The 17,331-nt window shown below is 50.7% G+C and carries 13 protein-coding genes and 1 tRNA gene; 6 read left to right on the forward strand and 8 right to left on the reverse strand.

What is annotated here, in order from left to right; genetic code table 11:
• The first annotated feature begins 24 nt into the window (after positions 1-24).
• Together ybgF and IPH59_17425 are read left to right on the forward strand one after the other, a co-directional pair.
• Positions 25-780 (forward strand): tol-pal system protein YbgF, encoded by a 756-nt coding sequence (gene ybgF, locus IPH59_17420; GenBank protein ID MBK7093468.1) that lies wholly within the window; start codon positions 25-27, stop codon positions 778-780.
• Entirely contained in the window at positions 771-1,271 is a 501-nt protein-coding gene (locus tag IPH59_17425; GenBank protein ID MBK7093469.1) for a hypothetical protein, read from the forward strand. The genes ybgF and IPH59_17425 overlap by 10 nt, the downstream gene beginning before the upstream one ends.
• Positions 1,272-1,348: 77 nt before the next feature.
• Here the strand turns inward: IPH59_17425 and IPH59_17430 are convergent, their stop codons facing one another.
• From IPH59_17430 to IPH59_17450, 5 genes are read right to left on the reverse strand one after another with little or no spacing between them, the layout of a single operon-like run.
• Positions 1,349-2,734: an insulinase family protein gene (locus IPH59_17430; protein ID MBK7093470.1), complete on the reverse strand. Its 1,386-nt coding sequence runs from the start codon at positions 2,732-2,734 to the stop codon at positions 1,349-1,351.
• Between the two features lie 12 nt (positions 2,735-2,746).
• Positions 2,747-4,081 (reverse strand): insulinase family protein, encoded by a 1,335-nt coding sequence (locus IPH59_17435; GenBank protein MBK7093471.1) that lies wholly within the window; start codon positions 4,079-4,081, stop codon positions 2,747-2,749.
• A 59-nt stretch (positions 4,082-4,140) separates the two neighbouring features.
• Positions 4,141-6,570 (reverse strand): signal peptide peptidase SppA, encoded by a 2,430-nt coding sequence (gene sppA, locus IPH59_17440; GenBank protein ID MBK7093472.1) that lies wholly within the window; start codon positions 6,568-6,570, stop codon positions 4,141-4,143.
• A gap of 33 nt (positions 6,571-6,603) precedes the next feature.
• Positions 6,604-7,680 carry a DUF4097 family beta strand repeat protein gene (locus IPH59_17445; protein MBK7093473.1) on the reverse strand — a complete coding sequence of 359 codons (1,077 nt, stop codon included), beginning with the start codon at positions 7,678-7,680 and terminating at the stop codon, positions 6,604-6,606.
• Between the two features lie 35 nt (positions 7,681-7,715).
• On the reverse strand, positions 7,716-8,507 hold the full coding sequence (locus tag IPH59_17450) for an RNA methyltransferase (GenBank protein ID MBK7093474.1): 792 nt from the start codon (positions 8,505-8,507) through the stop codon (positions 7,716-7,718).
• Positions 8,508-8,601: 94 nt separating this feature from the next.
• Between IPH59_17450 and IPH59_17455 the strand changes: the two genes are divergently transcribed.
• Complete coding sequence (locus IPH59_17455; protein MBK7093475.1) at positions 8,602-11,220, forward strand: BamA/TamA family outer membrane protein; 2,619 nt, start codon at positions 8,602-8,604, stop codon at positions 11,218-11,220.
• A 29-nt stretch (positions 11,221-11,249) separates the two neighbouring features.
• Here IPH59_17455 and rsmI read toward each other — a convergent pair whose 3' ends face one another.
• Both rsmI and IPH59_17465 read right to left on the reverse strand, forming a co-directional pair.
• Complete coding sequence (gene rsmI, locus IPH59_17460; GenBank protein MBK7093476.1) at positions 11,250-11,969, reverse strand: 16S rRNA (cytidine(1402)-2'-O)-methyltransferase; 720 nt, start codon at positions 11,967-11,969, stop codon at positions 11,250-11,252.
• Between the two features lie 95 nt (positions 11,970-12,064).
• Positions 12,065-13,999 (reverse strand): hypothetical protein, encoded by a 1,935-nt coding sequence (locus IPH59_17465; GenBank protein ID MBK7093477.1) that lies wholly within the window; start codon positions 13,997-13,999, stop codon positions 12,065-12,067.
• A gap of 261 nt (positions 14,000-14,260) precedes the next feature.
• Between IPH59_17465 and IPH59_17470 the strand changes: the two genes are divergently transcribed.
• Both IPH59_17470 and IPH59_17475 read left to right on the forward strand, forming a co-directional pair.
• Positions 14,261-15,430, forward strand: a complete 1,170-nt coding sequence (locus IPH59_17470) for a mucoidy inhibitor MuiA family protein (protein ID MBK7093478.1) — start codon at positions 14,261-14,263, stop codon at positions 15,428-15,430.
• On the forward strand, positions 15,369-15,986 hold the full coding sequence (locus IPH59_17475) for a DUF4139 domain-containing protein (GenBank protein MBK7093479.1): 618 nt from the start codon (positions 15,369-15,371) through the stop codon (positions 15,984-15,986). Before IPH59_17470 ends, IPH59_17475 begins: the two co-directional genes overlap by 62 nt.
• A gap of 26 nt (positions 15,987-16,012) precedes the next feature.
• Here IPH59_17475 and IPH59_17480 read toward each other — a convergent pair whose 3' ends face one another.
• Positions 16,013-16,891: a DMT family transporter gene (locus IPH59_17480; protein ID MBK7093480.1), complete on the reverse strand. Its 879-nt coding sequence runs from the start codon at positions 16,889-16,891 to the stop codon at positions 16,013-16,015.
• 190 nt (positions 16,892-17,081) lie between these two features.
• Here IPH59_17480 and IPH59_17485 point away from each other — a divergent pair.
• A tRNA-Asn gene (locus IPH59_17485) sits at positions 17,082-17,154 on the forward strand.
• Positions 17,155-17,331: the final 177 nt, after the last annotated feature.

A 17,331-nucleotide genomic window follows, 5' to 3' on the forward strand; every position in this document is an offset into this window, starting at 1 on the left:
TTTTGCTTTGCAACAGGAAGGTCAATGAAAGCAGTACGGATACTGGGCATTTTGGGGCTGGCGTTGTTATTGGTCAGTTGCGCTTCACGCAGCGAGATCGAGACGATGCAAAGTCAATTGGATTACCTGTACAAATCCTCCTCCCAAACACAGGAAAACATCAGCCGGCTTGATTCGTTATATAAGCTCACTATTGAAGCTAATGTCCGTTATCAGGCTGATCTCAAGTCGCAGTTGGCAGAGATGATTGATCGGATGGGTGTAATAGACGGTCGTCTGACCGATATCGAACGGCAGTTAAGAGATATTCAAGATCGACGCCAAACCGGTTCAACATCAACCAGACCGCTCGCTCCCGAAACCACTGGTACCGCTTCACCGCAAACGGGACTTCCGACCATCGATCAGAACAAGATGTTCGACAATGCTTTCACTGATCTCAAGTCAGGCAACTACGACTTGGCGATTCTTCAATTTGAAGAATTTATCCGGCAGTTCCCGGACACACCTCGCACGGATGACGCTCAATACTGGTTGGCAGAATGTCATTACGGCAAGCGCGACTATGCGCGGGCCATCATCGAGTTTGAGAAAGTCGAGAAGAGCTACAAGCAAAGCGACAAGCTCGGACCATCGCTGTTCAAATTAGCGCGCTCTTTTGAAGAGACCGGCAACAAAGTCAAGGCCTGCGCGGTGTTTAAGCGAATCACCGTCGATTTTGCGGATTCGTTCGAAGCCCGTCAAGCCGGAGACAAATTGAAGGATTTGCAGTGTCCCTGATCGTGGTGAAGACGGTCGCGTCGACGCGTCTGTTTCCATGTCGAGCGTTTTATGACACGATCGGTGACACGTTGTCTGTGGGGATCAAGCAAAAGGGCAAGTTCAAGAGCAGTATCGACGGCGAGTTTTGTTCGTTTGATCTGACCCGTGACGGCAAGCTGCTGAACATTGATATCTGGAAAGCGCGCAAAGCGTGGAAGATAGAAAAGGCGATTCACCCGCCCGAGGAGTTTACCACAGCAAATGTGATCTTTGACTCAACTGCTGATGCAGAATTAGAAACTATCGACCTACTAACAAATTCAGAGCGGACTATTCTCAATGTCAAGTTTTCGCGTGAGCGGGTCGCCAAATTCGTTTCGCCGGCAACGTCCTTGATATTTGAACTGAATGACAAAGATGAGATGATCGGATTCTGGTTGACTGAGATCGTCGATGACTTGAACTTCCAGAAGGAAGGCGATTGGCGTCGGGCAGTCAAAGCGATATAGTCTCATCATATCACTTCGTCTAAATGAAAACAGCCCCTATCCGCAAGGACAGGGGCTGTTGTTTTGTCGACTCAGAATTACAGTTCGAACAAATCGATCTCGGTGACAGTACCGAAGATTTTCAGCTTGTCGCGTAACTCGTCGGCTTTGCCGACAACGACAATCAGAAGGTTTTCCGGATCAATGTACTTCTGCGCTGCGGACCGAACCGCCGGGGCAGTGACTCCTGCGATGTTGTCAATGTACTTGGCGAGATAGTCCTTCTGCAAGCCGTACAGCTCAACAATTGAAAGTTGATTGGCTACTTGTTCCGGCGTCTCGAACTGGCGCGGGAAGTAACCGGAATAGAAGGAGATCGTCTCGCTTAACTCTTGTGCGGTAACGTCGGCTTCGCGGATTTTTTTGAGGTGCTCAATCGTTGCACCAATCGCTTGCACGGTCGAGTCGGTTCTGGTCGCTACCGACACAGTGAACTCACCCGGATAACGGTCAAAAGAAAACTGCGAGCTGATACCATAGGTGAGCCCGCGCTTGTCGCGAATATCGTCCATAAGGCGAGAGCGGAATCCGCCGCCGCCGAGGATGTAGTTGAGCACACGCACGGCATAGATATCAGGATTGTAACGGTCGATGCCCAGATGTCCGATCTTTACGTTGGACTGGGTAGCATCAGCTTTGTTAATCAGCACAACCCTCGTACCGTTGACTTTTGGTGCAGGTGGGACATCAATCTTGGCAAGGTTGCCTTTCAACCACCCCCCAAACTGGGCTTCAATCTTGGGAATGACATCAGCGGCAACGACGTCGCCGGCCACAAACAAAATCGAATTTTCCGGGACGTAGGTTGCTTTCCAGAATCCAACGATGTCATCGCGCGTAATGCCGGAGACTGACTCGATTGTGCCGCTGCCGGGCTGGCCATATGGGTGCTCGCCGAACAGATATTGAGCGTACTGAATGTTGGCAATGGTCTCGCCATCATCTTTCTGCGACATAAGACCCGCCATGGTCTGCTTGCGCAGACGCTCGATTTCGGCCTCTGCAAACGTCGGATTGAGCACGATATCGGCAAGCAGGGTCAAACCAACATCAAAATGCTTGGTGAGCACTTCGGATGTAACGTTGGTCGCATCGAGTCCAGCTCCAGCGCCGAGATTGCCGCCGACAAAGTCGATCTCTTCAGAAATCTTGGTCGCATCGCGGGTCGCGGTGCCTTTGCGAAGTAGCCCGGCAGTCAGGTCTGCAAGTCCAGCCTTGCCCTTGCCGTCTGCGGCAGTACCAGACTTGATGAGCAAGCGCATTGAAGCTACCGGTTGTTCGCGATTTTCCACGACGATGATCTTGAGCCCGTTGTCGAGCGTCTTCTCAGTCATCGTCGGCAAAGTAATGGCGGCGAGAATCGGCTGAACACTCGTCAGCAGAAGCGCAGCCGCAAATAGTAGAAGTATATAATTCCGTTTCACTTCAATTTCTCCTTACATACCCATCGGGGCAGCGCCCTTGTTTTCCTGAATTACGTTTACTACGGTTCTGCTGCGCTCACCCAAATAGGTGTTGGCGACACGCATGATGTCTTCGGCAGTAACGGCGTTGTATTTATCTGCCTGTTGGAAGATGAGCTTGTAGTCGCCCATGATCGTCTGGAAGTAACCGAGCTGGCTTCCCTTTTGATCATTGGACTGGTTGCCCATGTAGAACTGCGCTTCGATTTGATTCTTGGCTTTCTGCAGCTCTTCAGCGGTAACGGGCTCGGTCTTGAGTTTTTCGATTTCCTCGTACAACGCCTTCTCGCCATCGGCTGTCGTCTTGCCTGGCTGCATCATGCTGAAAGCAAAAAACACTCCACCCTGCTCCATCGACTGATATTGGCCTCCTGCAGCTATAGCAATCTGGTCCTTGTAAACCATGCGTTGATATGCGCGCGAAGACTCTCCACCGGAAAGAATCGCCGAAAGGACGTCTAGCGCGTAACTGTCTGCGTGACCAGCCGCCGGGCACTGATAGCCGGCGATGAACAACGGTAGTTGCGAGACTTTGTGGTACGAGACGCGACGCTCGCCTTTCTGTTCCGGCTCATTATAGATCGGGCGAGGAATTTTCGGATTGGCAGGAATCTTGCCAAAGTACTTTTCAACGACCTTTTGAACTTCAGCACTCTTGACATCTCCAACGACAACGACCACGGCATTCGCCGGATTGTAGTAGGTGCCATAGTAATTGAGACAGTCTTCCAGTGAAATATTCTCGACGTCTTTGCGCCAACCGATAGTCAACCAACCATAGGAATGAGCAAGGTAGACGTTGGCCATCAACTGCTCAAGGACATCGCCAAAAGGCGAATTGTCGATGCGCATATTGCGTTCTTCGAGCACGACCTGGCGTTCGGAAGCGAGTTGCTTGTCGGTGATTGTGAGATACTGCATCCGGTCAGCTTCGAGTCTGGCAACAAGTTCGAGTTGATCCTTGCCGAACTCCTGATGATAAACCGTCATATCATTGGAAGTGTAGGCATTGATCATACCGCCGCTGCTTTGGACAAGGCGATCGTGTTCTTTGTCGGCGAAGTTTTTACTTCCTTTGAACATCATATGCTCAAAGAGGTGAGAGATACCGGTGATACCCGGGCGTTCATTTTTTGATCCGACGTTATACCCGACCTGGAAACTAACGGCGGGCGTCGACGCATCTTCAAGCGTCAATAGAGTCAGTCCGTTCTTCAGCGTGTACTTCTGGACGGGCCATTCTTGCACGGCAAATGCCGACGCTGTCAGCAGCATCAGTATTGCCAGTGATAACAAGAGTTTCTTCATTGTTCCTCCACTGTGGAAAAAATCTTCCTTAACATTATAGGATAGTTAGTAGACAAGTATCATTCAATCGAGAGATTATACGGCATCCGCATCTGAAGATCGGTACGATCCACAGAAAGGAAGCCTGTTCTCAACGCTGCCAACGGATTGCTGTTTTCAATACCCAGTGTCTTTGTGAAGGCAGCCATCGCCAAACTGGTCAATCTTGGAATCAGTCGTCGCTGCGGCATTTCGACAACCACAAAATCATTGTCGGGAATGTTCGACTTCTGCCGCGCCAATTCGACGGCATCAAGTATACTTCCGGTTGTATCCGCCAAACCAAGTGCAAGCGCGCGTTCGCCGCTCCATGTCCTGCCCTGCGCTACTGCCGCGACTGAGTCTATCGAAAGCATACGACCTTCAGCGACAACTGAAATGAATCGCGAGTTCATATCCATGACGTGCCGGCGTACGATAGCACGCTCTTCATCTGTAAGTGGTTGAGTCAGCGAAAACATGTTTGCGTGTTTGCCGCGGACTACGGTCTCGGTATGCAGTCCAAGTTTGGAATAGAGTCCGGCAATATTGGCTTTGCCGGAAAAAACGCCGATTGAGCCGGTAACTGTCGTAGGCTGAAGAAAGACCTTGTCTGAGGCAGACGCGATGTAGTATCCGCCGGAAGCACAGACGTCGGACATTGATACTATCACTGGTTTGGATTTGCGGGCTTCACTTAGTTCCGCCCAGATCAAATCGGAAGCAATGGCATCGCCGCCGGGAGTATTGAGCCTAACGACTATAGCGCGCACATCGCTGTCTTGGCGGGCAGACCTGATAGCAGAAACAACAGTCGCCGAGCCGGCAGTTGAGCCATCCAGATAGTCGAATCCTGAAGCTCCTTTAACGATTCCTCCGTCGATGGCAATGATGGCTATTTGCGGCGGCTCGCCAAAGCGTTCCCGGAATCTCGGTGTGTGCATGTATTCTGATTCGGAGAGAATTCCATAATATTCGCCGTACATCTCCGGGATCTTGGCTTCAAGTTCATGAGAATAGAATCGACCATCAACAAGTCGCAGTGATTCTGCTTGTACCGATGTAAACGGTCCGCTGTCGATAAGCGCGCTTAGTTTGGCGACCTCGATATTGCGGTCGGCTCCAGATTCGGCAAGCATCTGACCATAAAGATCGTCGAGCAATACCTCAATGGCTTCGCGAAACGCCGGGCTCATGGTTGTGTCGGTGAGTACTTCCGGATAGCTTTTGTACTTGCCGGATCTCTCCATTTCGGCTTCAATGCCGAGCTTGTCCATTGCACCCTTGTAGAATGTGACTTCGGCGCGCAGACCGGTTAAGTAAAGGGCATCCACCGGGAGCATGTATACTTTGTCAGATGCAGAAGCCAAATAATATGCGCCGTTACCAGACGAGGGCCCCAGATACGCAACGACCGGTTTGCCGGAAGCGCGAAAGTCCTTGACAGCTTCGCGGAAGTCAGCGAGACGCCCCCAACCGATCTGCGGATTACGGATGGTCAAAAACAAGCCGCTGACTTGCGGATCGGTTCTGGCAGCTTCAATTTTGGATAGTTTCTGATAGACTGTAGGCGGCGCTTTCTTCCAGAAGAACGGCTTGATTGACTCTTCTGGAATCTCACCGGCCAAATCGACATGAAGAATCGAACGATAGTGGCTAATCAGTTGTTCGCGGCTGGCAGCGGACAAACTTCCATACAGTGTCGAACCGGTATACTTCGCATCATTGTCGCAGAAACTCTCCCCGCCAGCTTGGACACGCCCAAACTGAAGCTCCAAGCCGACCCCAAAAGAGCCGTCATTTCCAAGTGCCGCGAAGACTGCGAGACCTTTTCTGACGTTTGCTCTTGTGGATAAGCGCCAATCGATATCGCTGATCTTCTGTCCGCTGTACATGCTGGCGTTGCCGCCAATCGTGATCAACTCACCTATCGGGCGGTAGGCTCCGCTGAAAATGTAACCGACTGCCGACTTCTCACTGTAGAATCGGTGCTTATTGATGTTTTCAGCTTGTAGCGAGATTGCTGCCTTTCGGCCAAAATGGTAGAGGAACGAATAGTTCCAGGAGTGAGCCTTATCGATGTCTTTCCAGTTTGACTTGTAATATGTGTATGAGATTCCAGTGTAAAGATTGCGAAACAACCTGCTCGAAGCTGCAAAATCGAGACGCTTCACCGGGTCGCCAAGGCCGAGCGATAGTCTCTGATATCCAAATCCGAGTCCGGCCGCGGAAATTAAGTAGCCGTTGTCACCGGAGAAATCATCTTTGCCAAAGCTGTGATATCCCGCGACGGAAAGCGGCTGATTGAGATACAATGCGGCCGGATTGAGTACGAGCGCGTCGCTGCCTGCGATAGCGGCTCGCGGCACATCGGGAAATCTCAGCGACAGTTGCAGGGGCAGGTTGTCGGAATGGAGAATCGACGAGAATAGTAAACAGATGATGACAATGGGAATGATGCGCAATGACAAGGTCAGCCTTTCGCTACGAGGTCGGCATCAACATCAGCGGTTGGATAACGACGCCGTGCGAGTGCCTTCCAAATTTATCGTGCCGACGCCTGTCATGTCAACCTCGATTTTGTACTGCCCGTCACCTATTTGACCTTGAAGCAAGGTTCGCGAGATTCTGTCAACACGAATTGGCAGCTGGCGAGTATAGATACGACCTCCTTGATCGACCTGAAGCATCACTGCTGCCGAGACGGACTCAGGAACCGTCATCTCGATCTTTCCGTTTTCACTGCGAACGGCGAGGTCGCCGGCTATGACACTTGCATCAAGCTTGATATTCGAGTTTTCAGTTGATAGTGTGGACCGCCCCGACTCAAATCGCATGCGGGTAGCGCTGATCTGAGCGAATTCAGTTCGTGCGTCTACCTCGCCCCGCACAGAATCAAGTGAAATCCTGCCATTTTGATTGCGCAAACGTATCGAGCCGAGCTGGCCGTCAACGTTCACCAGATTTATCGGGCGATTGGAAGTCGTCACTTTCGTCGGGCCGGAACAATTTTCGATATTGACTGCGCCGTTATCGGATGAGACGTTCACTTTGTTGGTGATTTTACGCAGTGTGATGTCGCCGAAATTGCTGGAGATGTCGGCTGCGGCAAACGGGCCTTCAATGTCGATCTCGAAAAGCGATGTGCGCGCGAAGATCTTCATGCTGTTCTTGAGCGGAACCTCAATCTCGAATTCCACGCCCGCTGAATAATCAGTTCCCCGCCACGGCGGTGACGGCCTTGTTTCGGCGGAGATTGCGAATTCGTTTTCCAAGTCTTCAAATGCAACCGAAACGAAGCCGGAGTATTCTTCAGCCTGCTCCTCAGATTCTACCTTGTATTGGAATTTGTAGGTAATCCGCGCAGTCGGTATGTCGACAGCACGAATGCTGAGTCGCCCTCCCAGATACGAAGACGACGTAAACGAGAGGTTTTCGATACGATCAAGGGAAATCGTCTTGGTGATTGCCGCCGATTCATACCGGTCGGGCCTGACACGGATTAGGCGCTGTGCCTGTAACGAAGTGCCAAGGAAGAGTCCAATCAACCCAACCAGCGTCAAAATTCGTAGATTATTCATTCTCTTATTGTTACGATACATATTCCCCGCTGGTTTCACAACAACTTCATCTTCTGGCTCATTTGATAGATTAGAATTGCCGCCGCGGATGCTACATTTAATGATTCGACTTCCCTCGCGATAGGGATTTTTACCACCGGGTTGCAGATACTTTGGATTTCCCAACTTAACCCCTCCGCCTCTGCTCCTAATGCTATACACAGCTTGGACTTGGGCTCAAAGCTATCGATTTCGACTGATCCGTCACCGTCTGCCCCGATTAGCTCTACTTGATTAGACTTCAAATAAACTGCCAGGGTTTCGGCCGAAATCTCAGTCGCAATAGGCATTGCAAAAACAGCCCCAGCGGTTGAGCGCAACACTTTGGGATTGGCGATATCAGCGCACCCGGGAGACAAGGCGATAAGGCTAACGCCAAGCGCAGCACTGGTGCGAATAATGGTCCCGACATTGCCGGGATCAGCGACCTTATCGAGATAGACGGCAAGACGAATTCGCCGCCACGCGGCCTCCGGCGCTTGCAGAGAATCTCGATTGACCAAAGCGATGATGCCCTGCGAATGCTCGGTATCGGAAAGATGCGTAAAACGTTTCGCATCACATTCAAACAACGAAATTCGCTTTGAAGCCAATGTCTTGAGGAACTGGTTGCCCGGTTCGGATAAATCTCGTGGTGAAACGACAATACACTCGGGAGTTACATCTCTTTCGATCATTGCAGAAATCGAGCGTATACCTTCAATTAGCACCTTGTCGGACTTCTTGCGCCCGTGACGCGAAGTCATTGACCGGATTTCCTTCTCCAATGCCTGGGATAGTTGGTACATATCTTCATCATAGACCGCATCTTTGTGATAGTCAAACAGTTTTGCGCTTGATGTTCGGGTCAAGTAGCGATTACTTGTCGTTGTGGGACTACAAATGCTCCGGACCATTCTTCAAGCAGCAGTAATTTCAGGGCTTCTGCTTACAACGCTCTACGCCCAATCGGCAGGCGACTTTTCGTTACCGCTAAACGACTTGTCACCCCAATCCCTTGATCGGAGCTTGAATCACAATGTTCGAGGATTCCGAATCGGTATTGCCCTATCCGGGGGAGGTGCACGAGGATTTGGACACATCGGTGTCTTGCGAGCACTCGAGGAGGCCGGAGTCGAAGTCGACGTAGTTGCCGGTACATCGATGGGGGGAATAATCGGCGGTCTCTATGCAACAGGGATGACCCTAGATCAGATCGAGCGAGAGGCGCTTGCAATTGACTGGAGTACCTTCTTCTCGGACAAGCCACAGCGCACAACGATGCTATTCACCAGACGTACTGAGACTGAAGGCGGGTTGGTGTCAATCCGATTCGATGGCGTGGACCCTCAGATACCGACGGCTCTAAGTACCGGGCAGAAGTTGGTGGATGTTCTCAGCGAGCTGACTCAAAGCTCTGGTTATTTCTCGGGCGGCAATTTCGCGAATTTAGAACGGCGCCTTGCCATAGTTTCTACTGACCTCGTCTCAGGCAATAAGGTCGTCTTCACCAGCGGTTCTTTGGCGGAAGCCTTGCGGGCTACCATGGGTGTACCACTTGCTTTCACGCCTCTCGAGCGGGATGGCCAGTTGCTTATGGACGGCGGATTGCTCGAACCGGTGCCAACTGCGACCGCAAGGAGCATCGGTGCCGACTTCGTGATTGCGATTAACACGTCGTCGGACTTATTGCCCCGGAGCGAGATTACGGATCCGATCGATATCGCCAATCAGACGACAACAATTCTCTCTTCCAAGATTCGTGAGGAATTGCTCGACGATGCGGATTTTGTCATCGCTCCCGACTTGAGTGGAATCAAGTCAACCGATTTCCAATTGAGCCAAGAGGCGATTCGACGCGGCTACGCGAGCACGCAGAAAATGCTAACCGGGTTATTGAAGCTGATTGCGCAAAAGTCGGCCCAAGACTCTGCAATGATAATCGGGCAAGTTGATTTTGCAGACGCGCGCTCTCGCGAGTTATCCGCTTCTGACAATCGTATTTTGACCGAAATGAGTCGGGAACCACTGACCTCCAATCAGCTAAAGGGGCATTTGCTCGACTTGTTCCGTACAGGCAAGTACCAGAGTGTTCAGTACCATCTTGATGGTGTAGACACGACAAGTCTAGAATTGAGGCTACTGCCCTTCCCGACAATTACGGATGTGACCTTTGAAGGCAATCGTGTTTATCAAGACTCGGTTTTGCAGGAGGTTGCCAATGTTCGCAAGAGTCCAGTAAAGACGATTCACGACTTACGAAGTCTATACAAGAACATCCTGGATTTCTACCGGGAAGAGGGCTACGATCTTGCACAGATCAAGGGCGCTTGGACAGACTCGACTCACTCGAATCTCACGATTGTCGTTGACGAAAGCCAGATTGTCAGCATGTCTGTCGAAGGAAACTCCAAGACGCGATGGTGGGTCGTTACCAGCTATATGCCGCTGCATATCGGTGATTTCTACAACAAGAATCGCGCGATTCGCGGAGTTCAGGAAATCTACAACTCCGGTCTATACGACAACGTCAATTTGCGATTGGAGGAACGCTCCGGTGGCGTCCACATGACGATAATTGTGAAGGAGAACAAATTCACCTTTGCCCGGCTTGGTGCGCGGTACCACGAGGAGTATCATCCCGAGGCATTTCTGCGTGTCGGTTACTCCAATCTCTTTGGTACCGGTCATGAGCTATCGGGATATACACGATTTTCGGAGCGAAGAAAGCTTTACCAACTACAGCTTCGTGCCGACCGAATTTTCCGCACGTTTGTTACTTATAAATTCCAGGCATACTACTCGAATGACAAGATCGGACTCTTCGATGGCGATGAGACATTCGGACATCGGACAGTCAAACGGTGGGGCGCAAAACTTGGTATTGGCCAACAGCTGTTCAAACTTGGACTACTGGAAGTTACCGCGCGTTACGAACAAATCCGGTTTACGAATCCTCCCAATGGACCGTTGTCTGAACGGCGCGTTGCGTCTCTGATTGGCTCGCTACAATATGATACAAAAGACCGTTACACTTTCCCGACTCGCGGTGGAACTTTAGAACTGACGGCAGAGGCTTCTTCGGACATTCTTGGCAGCGATGAAGTCATACGAAAATTCGAAGGTACGATTGAATCGTTCCAACAGGTGGGAAGGAAAGTAAACGTGCACCCGCGCGCCGCGATTGGATTATCTCAGACGGACTTGCCGATTTACGATCGCTTCTATCTCGGGGGCAGCCGTACTTTCTTCGGTTACAGAACCGATCAACTTGTCGGCGACAAGTATTTGTTGGGCAGTTTGGAACTGCGAATTGGTCCCATCTATAGCTTCTATCTGAGTGGCCGCTATGATGTCGGGGATGTATTTGGGACATTGGAGGATATCAGATTTGAGAATTTGCGTCATGCTTTTGGAATAATACTGGCGCTCGATACTCCGCTTGGCCCGATCTCCTTTGGTTATGGCAGGGCCGAACAGAGGACAGACAATCTCTACTTGAATTTAGGATTTGATTTCTAACGGAGTAGTGGGATCAACTCGGCAGCTAATTAGTCGTCATCTTCCTGTTCATCATTGCGCTCCGACTTTCTGGTGCGACCTTCGACTACCAATGTAATCTCGCCTTTGAGAACTCTTCCAGCAATCGCCGTCCGCAACGACTCCAGATCACAGCGAATCGTCTCTTCAAATTTCTTTGTCAATTCCCGGCAAAGAACTACTTGTCGATTTCCGAGCAATTCATAGAGCAACTCTATCAATTTGTGAATCTTGAACGGCGACTCATAAAGGACAATCGTTTCTCGCCGATCGGCCAATGAATCGATTACTGTCCGGCGCTTACCTTGAGTCTGTGGCAAGAAACCGTGGAAGATAAACGCATCGGTCGGAAGTCCGCTTATTGCCAAAGCAGAGATTGCCGCCGAAGCACCGGGAATGGGAACAATCGGAACTCCCGCGGCAATGGCGCTGCGCACAATGATGAATCCCGGATCGGAGATGCTCGGAGTTCCTGCATCGGAAATGAGAGCGATGTTTTCTCCAAGTTGGAGTCGACTGATCAACTTCTCGGTGACTTTGCGCTCGTTGAAATTATGGTAGGACACGAGCGGTTTGTGGATGTCGAAGTGATGCAGAAGCGTCTGCGAAGTGCGTGTATCTTCGCACGCAATGAGATCGACCTGCCGCAAGGTCTCGACAGCACGATAGGTCATGTCGCCGAGATTGCCAATTGGTGTCGCCACAATGTAAAGTGTACCGCTTGTTGACATGCTAAGAATAACGGCGGGAATTAGAGTAAACGCAAGGGGGAAAGAACTCGAGTCGGGAGCCCGACCTTATGAAAGAAGGGCTCCCGAAACATCGATTACTTACACAAAGCGCAAGGCGCGGGGCCACCCGAGAAAATGTAACCGATCAGATATACAGCGTCGGAGATGTTCACACCGCCGCTGCAATCGGCATCGCCCGATAACAAAGGCATCGGCGCTGGACCACCAGAAAAGATATAGCTGATCAAATACACGACATCCGAAACCGATATTGCGCTGCTCCCATCGGCATCACCGCAGAGGTAGGTCGGAGGCAATGTTCTTCCGAATGTGTATGTGTCCGAATACTCCGTCGAATCCGCCCCGACATTACGAAACGCTTTGACCCGCCAGTAGTGGATCGTACTGTCAAGAGTACCAAAGAAAGTAAAATCGTTGTTGGTCAGACTGTCGATCGAGTACTCAAGTGTCGCAAAATTTGCCTGTTTGCTGACTTCAAGACGGTAGGTGTCATTCCACTCGTGCCAACTGGTTGACCAGCGAAACGATGGCGACGGGTAAATATTCGTATCGCCGTCGGCGGGAAGATAGAGCCGTGGTTTTTGAAACGGCATGATAAAGCGCGCTGAATAGGCATCTTGATTGCCGTTTCGGGTATCCGTCCAAATCGTTGAAATCGTGTCACGCTTGGAGTGAATCCCGATGTATTCGGCAAACAGCCCCGCCATCGGACTGCGAGCTGGCTGGCGCTGGAGCAGCATCGTGCCATCTTCTTCGCGAATATCATCAGGCACATTTACTTTGTCGGGCGAAGCAAACGCCGGATTTATTGAAACATCAGAGATACGCTTGTTCGTGATGTAAGTCTCGCCGCCGTCAAAGGACGCGGAGAAGTATGCATTGAACAGTGTGTGACCAACGGGATCATCGCGCTGGTCATAGAATAGCAGCAGCACAACACCGTCTTCGTTTACATAGAGCCACGGATGAAACTGATCGATCAACGATTCAGGGTCGTCATCGTTGACGACGGCCGGCGTGCTCCAAGTCTGACCTTTGTCGGTTGATTTGCGGACGATAATGTTGGTTCGATCATTGTAACCATCTGCCCATTGCGATTGCGAGATGTAGATGGTGTTGTCATAGGGTCCACCGGAAATATCGCAATCTCCGTTCGGCATGCCGTATGTGTTAACACCGCCGTCAACATTGTAGTATCCGTAGTTCGTCACAAACGCGATGGTATCCGGTGAAAATGTGGCGCCGCCGTCAGTTGACATGACGTGGCGGATACAATACTCGAATAGACATCCGGGAGATACTTTGTAACCCTGCCAGAACACGTGCACATCACCATCGGCATCAACTATCGGTATCGAAAACTGCCCGGCGTCGATATCGTCGTTGCAGAGCGGCTCGAAGTTTGGTTTACTAAGCTTAACGCTATCGTCAAAAGTGGTAATCCCATCGGTCGATCTAACGAATATGATGCGCGTTGGATTCGGGAAACGCGTCCACGACACATAGTAGTTGCCGTCATGGGCGCCGCCGGTCCTATCAACTGCCGTAAACTGCTTGTCTTCAAAGGTATTGCTGTTCGCTGGATGTGTTGGAACGGGCGTCGACCAACTGACGCCATTGTCGGTGGATTTCATCACTACTATCAGGCTATTATTGTATTGATCGACATTGTCATAATTCAAATGATTCGCATAGAAGTTTCCGAATCGATCTCCAACCATGCACGGATCCGATTGGCGGTCGAACGGTGTATCGACGAAGAGATCGTCGTTCCAGGTTGCACCGCCATCTGACGAATATCCCACGCCAACACGACGGAATCCGAGACGCCAGTCGCGCCAATTGGCGACGACTATGTTTGCATTGAGAGGGCTGATCCAGATTTGTTCTTCATTCTGCAGATTGGTGGTCACTGAATTGACCCGAACATTTGGCGGGGTCTGGGCAATCAGCAGTGCCGCCCAAATTGCCGAGATAGCGATGGTAAGCGCTAAGACCATACGGAGCATAACAATTTCTCCTGGGGTTGCGACAGCAACCAAGTGACGAGTATTCGATCGGATAGTGGATTCGACAGTACAGATACAATCAACTGCATGGCTCGAAATAAGCAAGGTGAATAATGAGTGCAACAACGGGAATATTCCCAATTTCCGCCTGTATTCTGATTGGTGGAGGCTAATGCGAAGGCGAAAACCGGTGACTTCGTATTCAGCAACCACCGATTCGCAGACGTTCGAAACAACCATCTACTCATAAGGGAGGAACCCATGTTGTACAAATCGTTAACTTCTTGGTTGCTCGCCGTAGCGATGCTGTCGATTGGTGCCACGGCTTTGGCTGTAGACACGAAACTCGACTCAAAGATAACTTCCGTGACAGTTTTCAATGATCGTGCGCTTGTCAACCGAACCGTTGAAGTCGATTTAGCGGTTGGCAGTCATTCTATCACGATACCGGACATTCCTCTGATCGCTGACGAGCAGTCGATTCGAGCGTCGGCTACCGGAGAGAACATGGTGATTCAAGGATTGAAGCACGCAATTGTTTCCATGCCCTTCGATAGTGCGCGAATAGAGGCGCTAAACCATATTCTTGATACTCTCTACAATCACCAACTGGCTGCACTCAATGACCGCAAGTCGGTACTGGAAATGCAGAAGTCGATGCTCGATCAACTCATCGCGAATGCGGGTAAGACGCTCAGCGATGACATGACAAAGGTAGCTTTTGACGCCAAGAATTGGGAGCAAGCGTACACATTCATTTCGCGAAACCTGAGTTTTGTGGTCGATTCCCTTCGTGCCATCGGTCTTGAGTCTGCGGGAATCAGCAATCGTTGCTCCAAATTGGAAGCTGAACTTAACCGACTGAAAAGTGATGCAATGCAACAGACCAGGCATGTCACCATTGACGTCGAGGTTGAATCTGCGGGTCGATCGCATCTGTCGATTGCTTATCTTGTAACACAAGCAAGTTGGTCGCCGATCTACAATGCGCGGTTGATCGACAGCGATAGCGTCGAGTTAAGCTACTTCGGGCAGGTAACTCAGAATACCGGTGAGGATTGGGAAGACGTGAAGCTGACTCTGTCGACGACATCGCCGAATCGAATCATGTTTCCCGGTGAGCTGAGTGCCAAGACATTGGCGACTCGAGAAGGATTTGACATTGAATATGGTAACAGCGAGTCTGGTATAATACAGAAAGGTGAATATGAAATAGTCATCGCAGAACGAGACCTCCTTCGGGTCTCTGATCTCAGCCAGATTAGAGCCGAAGACATCAAGAACATGCCAGTAGCAACTGTCAGCGAGTTGCTTAGACTCCGAACAGGAGTTGTCGACTGCCGGGCGGGGTCTAGTCGCTGTCAACTCGGTGTCCACATCACTCTCAACCAGTTTCATCGTCTTGAAGCCGGAGACAATTCCCTCCGGTGAACAAAGCACAAGGACCACGATTGCCCAGTGGGTTCTGGATGGAGACGAGACTTTGATTGCTCGTCCGCAGAACTTTCAAAATGTCTTTCGATTCATGAAAATGAAAAACGCAACGGGCGTGCCGCTGTTGCCGGGGACAATTAACCTGTTCGCGCAGAACGACTACATCGGCCGATTCAATTCGCCATACCTGGTGCTTCCCGACGAAGAATTCGGGATGCCATTTGGAGTCGATGATGGGATCGAGATCAAACGCGAAATCAATGACCGGCTCAATTCCGTAGACGGCGACAAACGCGGTCATTCCGAGACGGTGACTATCACATTGGTCAATAAGTCCGGTTTCGAGAGAACTGTCGAACTTGAAGAGGCATTATTTACAAGCAACGATAGTCGGGTTAAGATTGATTTTAAGTCGATCGTCCCGAAGCCAATTGAAACAGACCGTGAGAACAAAGCGAAGTGGCAGGTCAAACTGGCGCCAAGCGGCAAAGAGACTGTCTCGATCAGCTACAAGATCGAGTATCCTCATTCGATTCAGTTGTCGGGGCTATAGTCGGTGAGAAAACCAACCGTTGATTTCTACTTCTTCACACCCGCTGCCGGTAGTTCGGCTACGATCATCGCGACGAAGATCAACAGCCCGCCGGCAGCGCTGCGTATGACGAACTCCTCGCCACCGAGAGTCCACGCAAAAATCGCTGCAAACACCGGCTCGAGCGCGAAGATCAGACTCACACGAAACGGCGAGGTCAACTTCTGGGCGTACAGCTGAATCAGAAAGGCGCTCAGTGTCGGAAGCAAAGTAAGGAAGATGACTGTTAGAATCGAGGTACGGTTACCGATCGAAAACGGCAGATCAAACAACCATGCGGTAACAAAACTCAGTGCTCCAACCAGCAAGAACTGCTGGGCACTGATAACAATCGGGTCGCGACCAGCTTTCATGTACTTGTCGCAGTAAAGCAGGTGCAGCGCATAGAAGAATGCGGCAATCAACGTGATGAGATCGCCGAAGTTCATTCCGCTTATGCCTCCTGTGAGGAACCACAGACCGGCAAGCGAAAGAACGAGTGCTACGGCTTCCCAGCGTGAAGGCTTCTTGTGAAACAAGGCATACGCGAGAATTGGCACAATCACCACAAACAGCCCGGTTATGAATCCGGAGTTTGCGGCGGAAGTGAATCCCAATCCGATGGTTTGCGGAATGTACAAAGCCCAGAGAATAACGCCGAGAATCAGACCATCTTTGAGTCCCACGAGCATTGGCACTCGCTTGATCGCGAGATAACCAGCCAATAGGACACCGGCCAAGGCAAAGCGATACCCGACCAATACGACCGGGTCGATGAAAGAAATGACATCCTTGACGATGAAGAAAGTCGCACCCCAAATTGCGGCTGCATAAAGAAGGCCTATTTCGGCGAGTATACGGTGACGGCGCGGAGCCAAGTGGGTCATGTCTTAATGTATCGCAAAGCAAACTGGATTTGGCAAGAACTGCAATACGCTACAACGAGTTTGCTTCGCCGGACCATGCTCATATTTGCCGGAATCTTCGTAAATTTAGTCCGACCAATTCTGAGGGCAAATTCCTTGACAGCGATGGTTAATTGTTTATATTGGCGCCCGATATTAGAAGCAAATACACTCCCCGGTAGCTCAGTCGGTAGAGCAGCTGACTGTTAATCAGCGGGTCGCTGGTTCGAGCCCGGCCCGGGGAGCTTTTTATTGCAGAACACAGAACTGCTCCTCCGCTGCCATTATTCCCATTGCCTTTTGTCACTTCAGGTTCCGGATAAGTATAGGTTATTGATACCTCTTTGCCGGTGACAGTTATTCGCTTCACAAACGACCTGATGAACCCCTTTCTCTCAAAGATCGACCCCTCAGACAAGAGC

The organism is bacterium (assembly GCA_016708315.1).
Lineage (GTDB): Bacteria > Zixibacteria > MSB-5A5 > CAIYYT01 > CAIYYT01 > JADJGC01.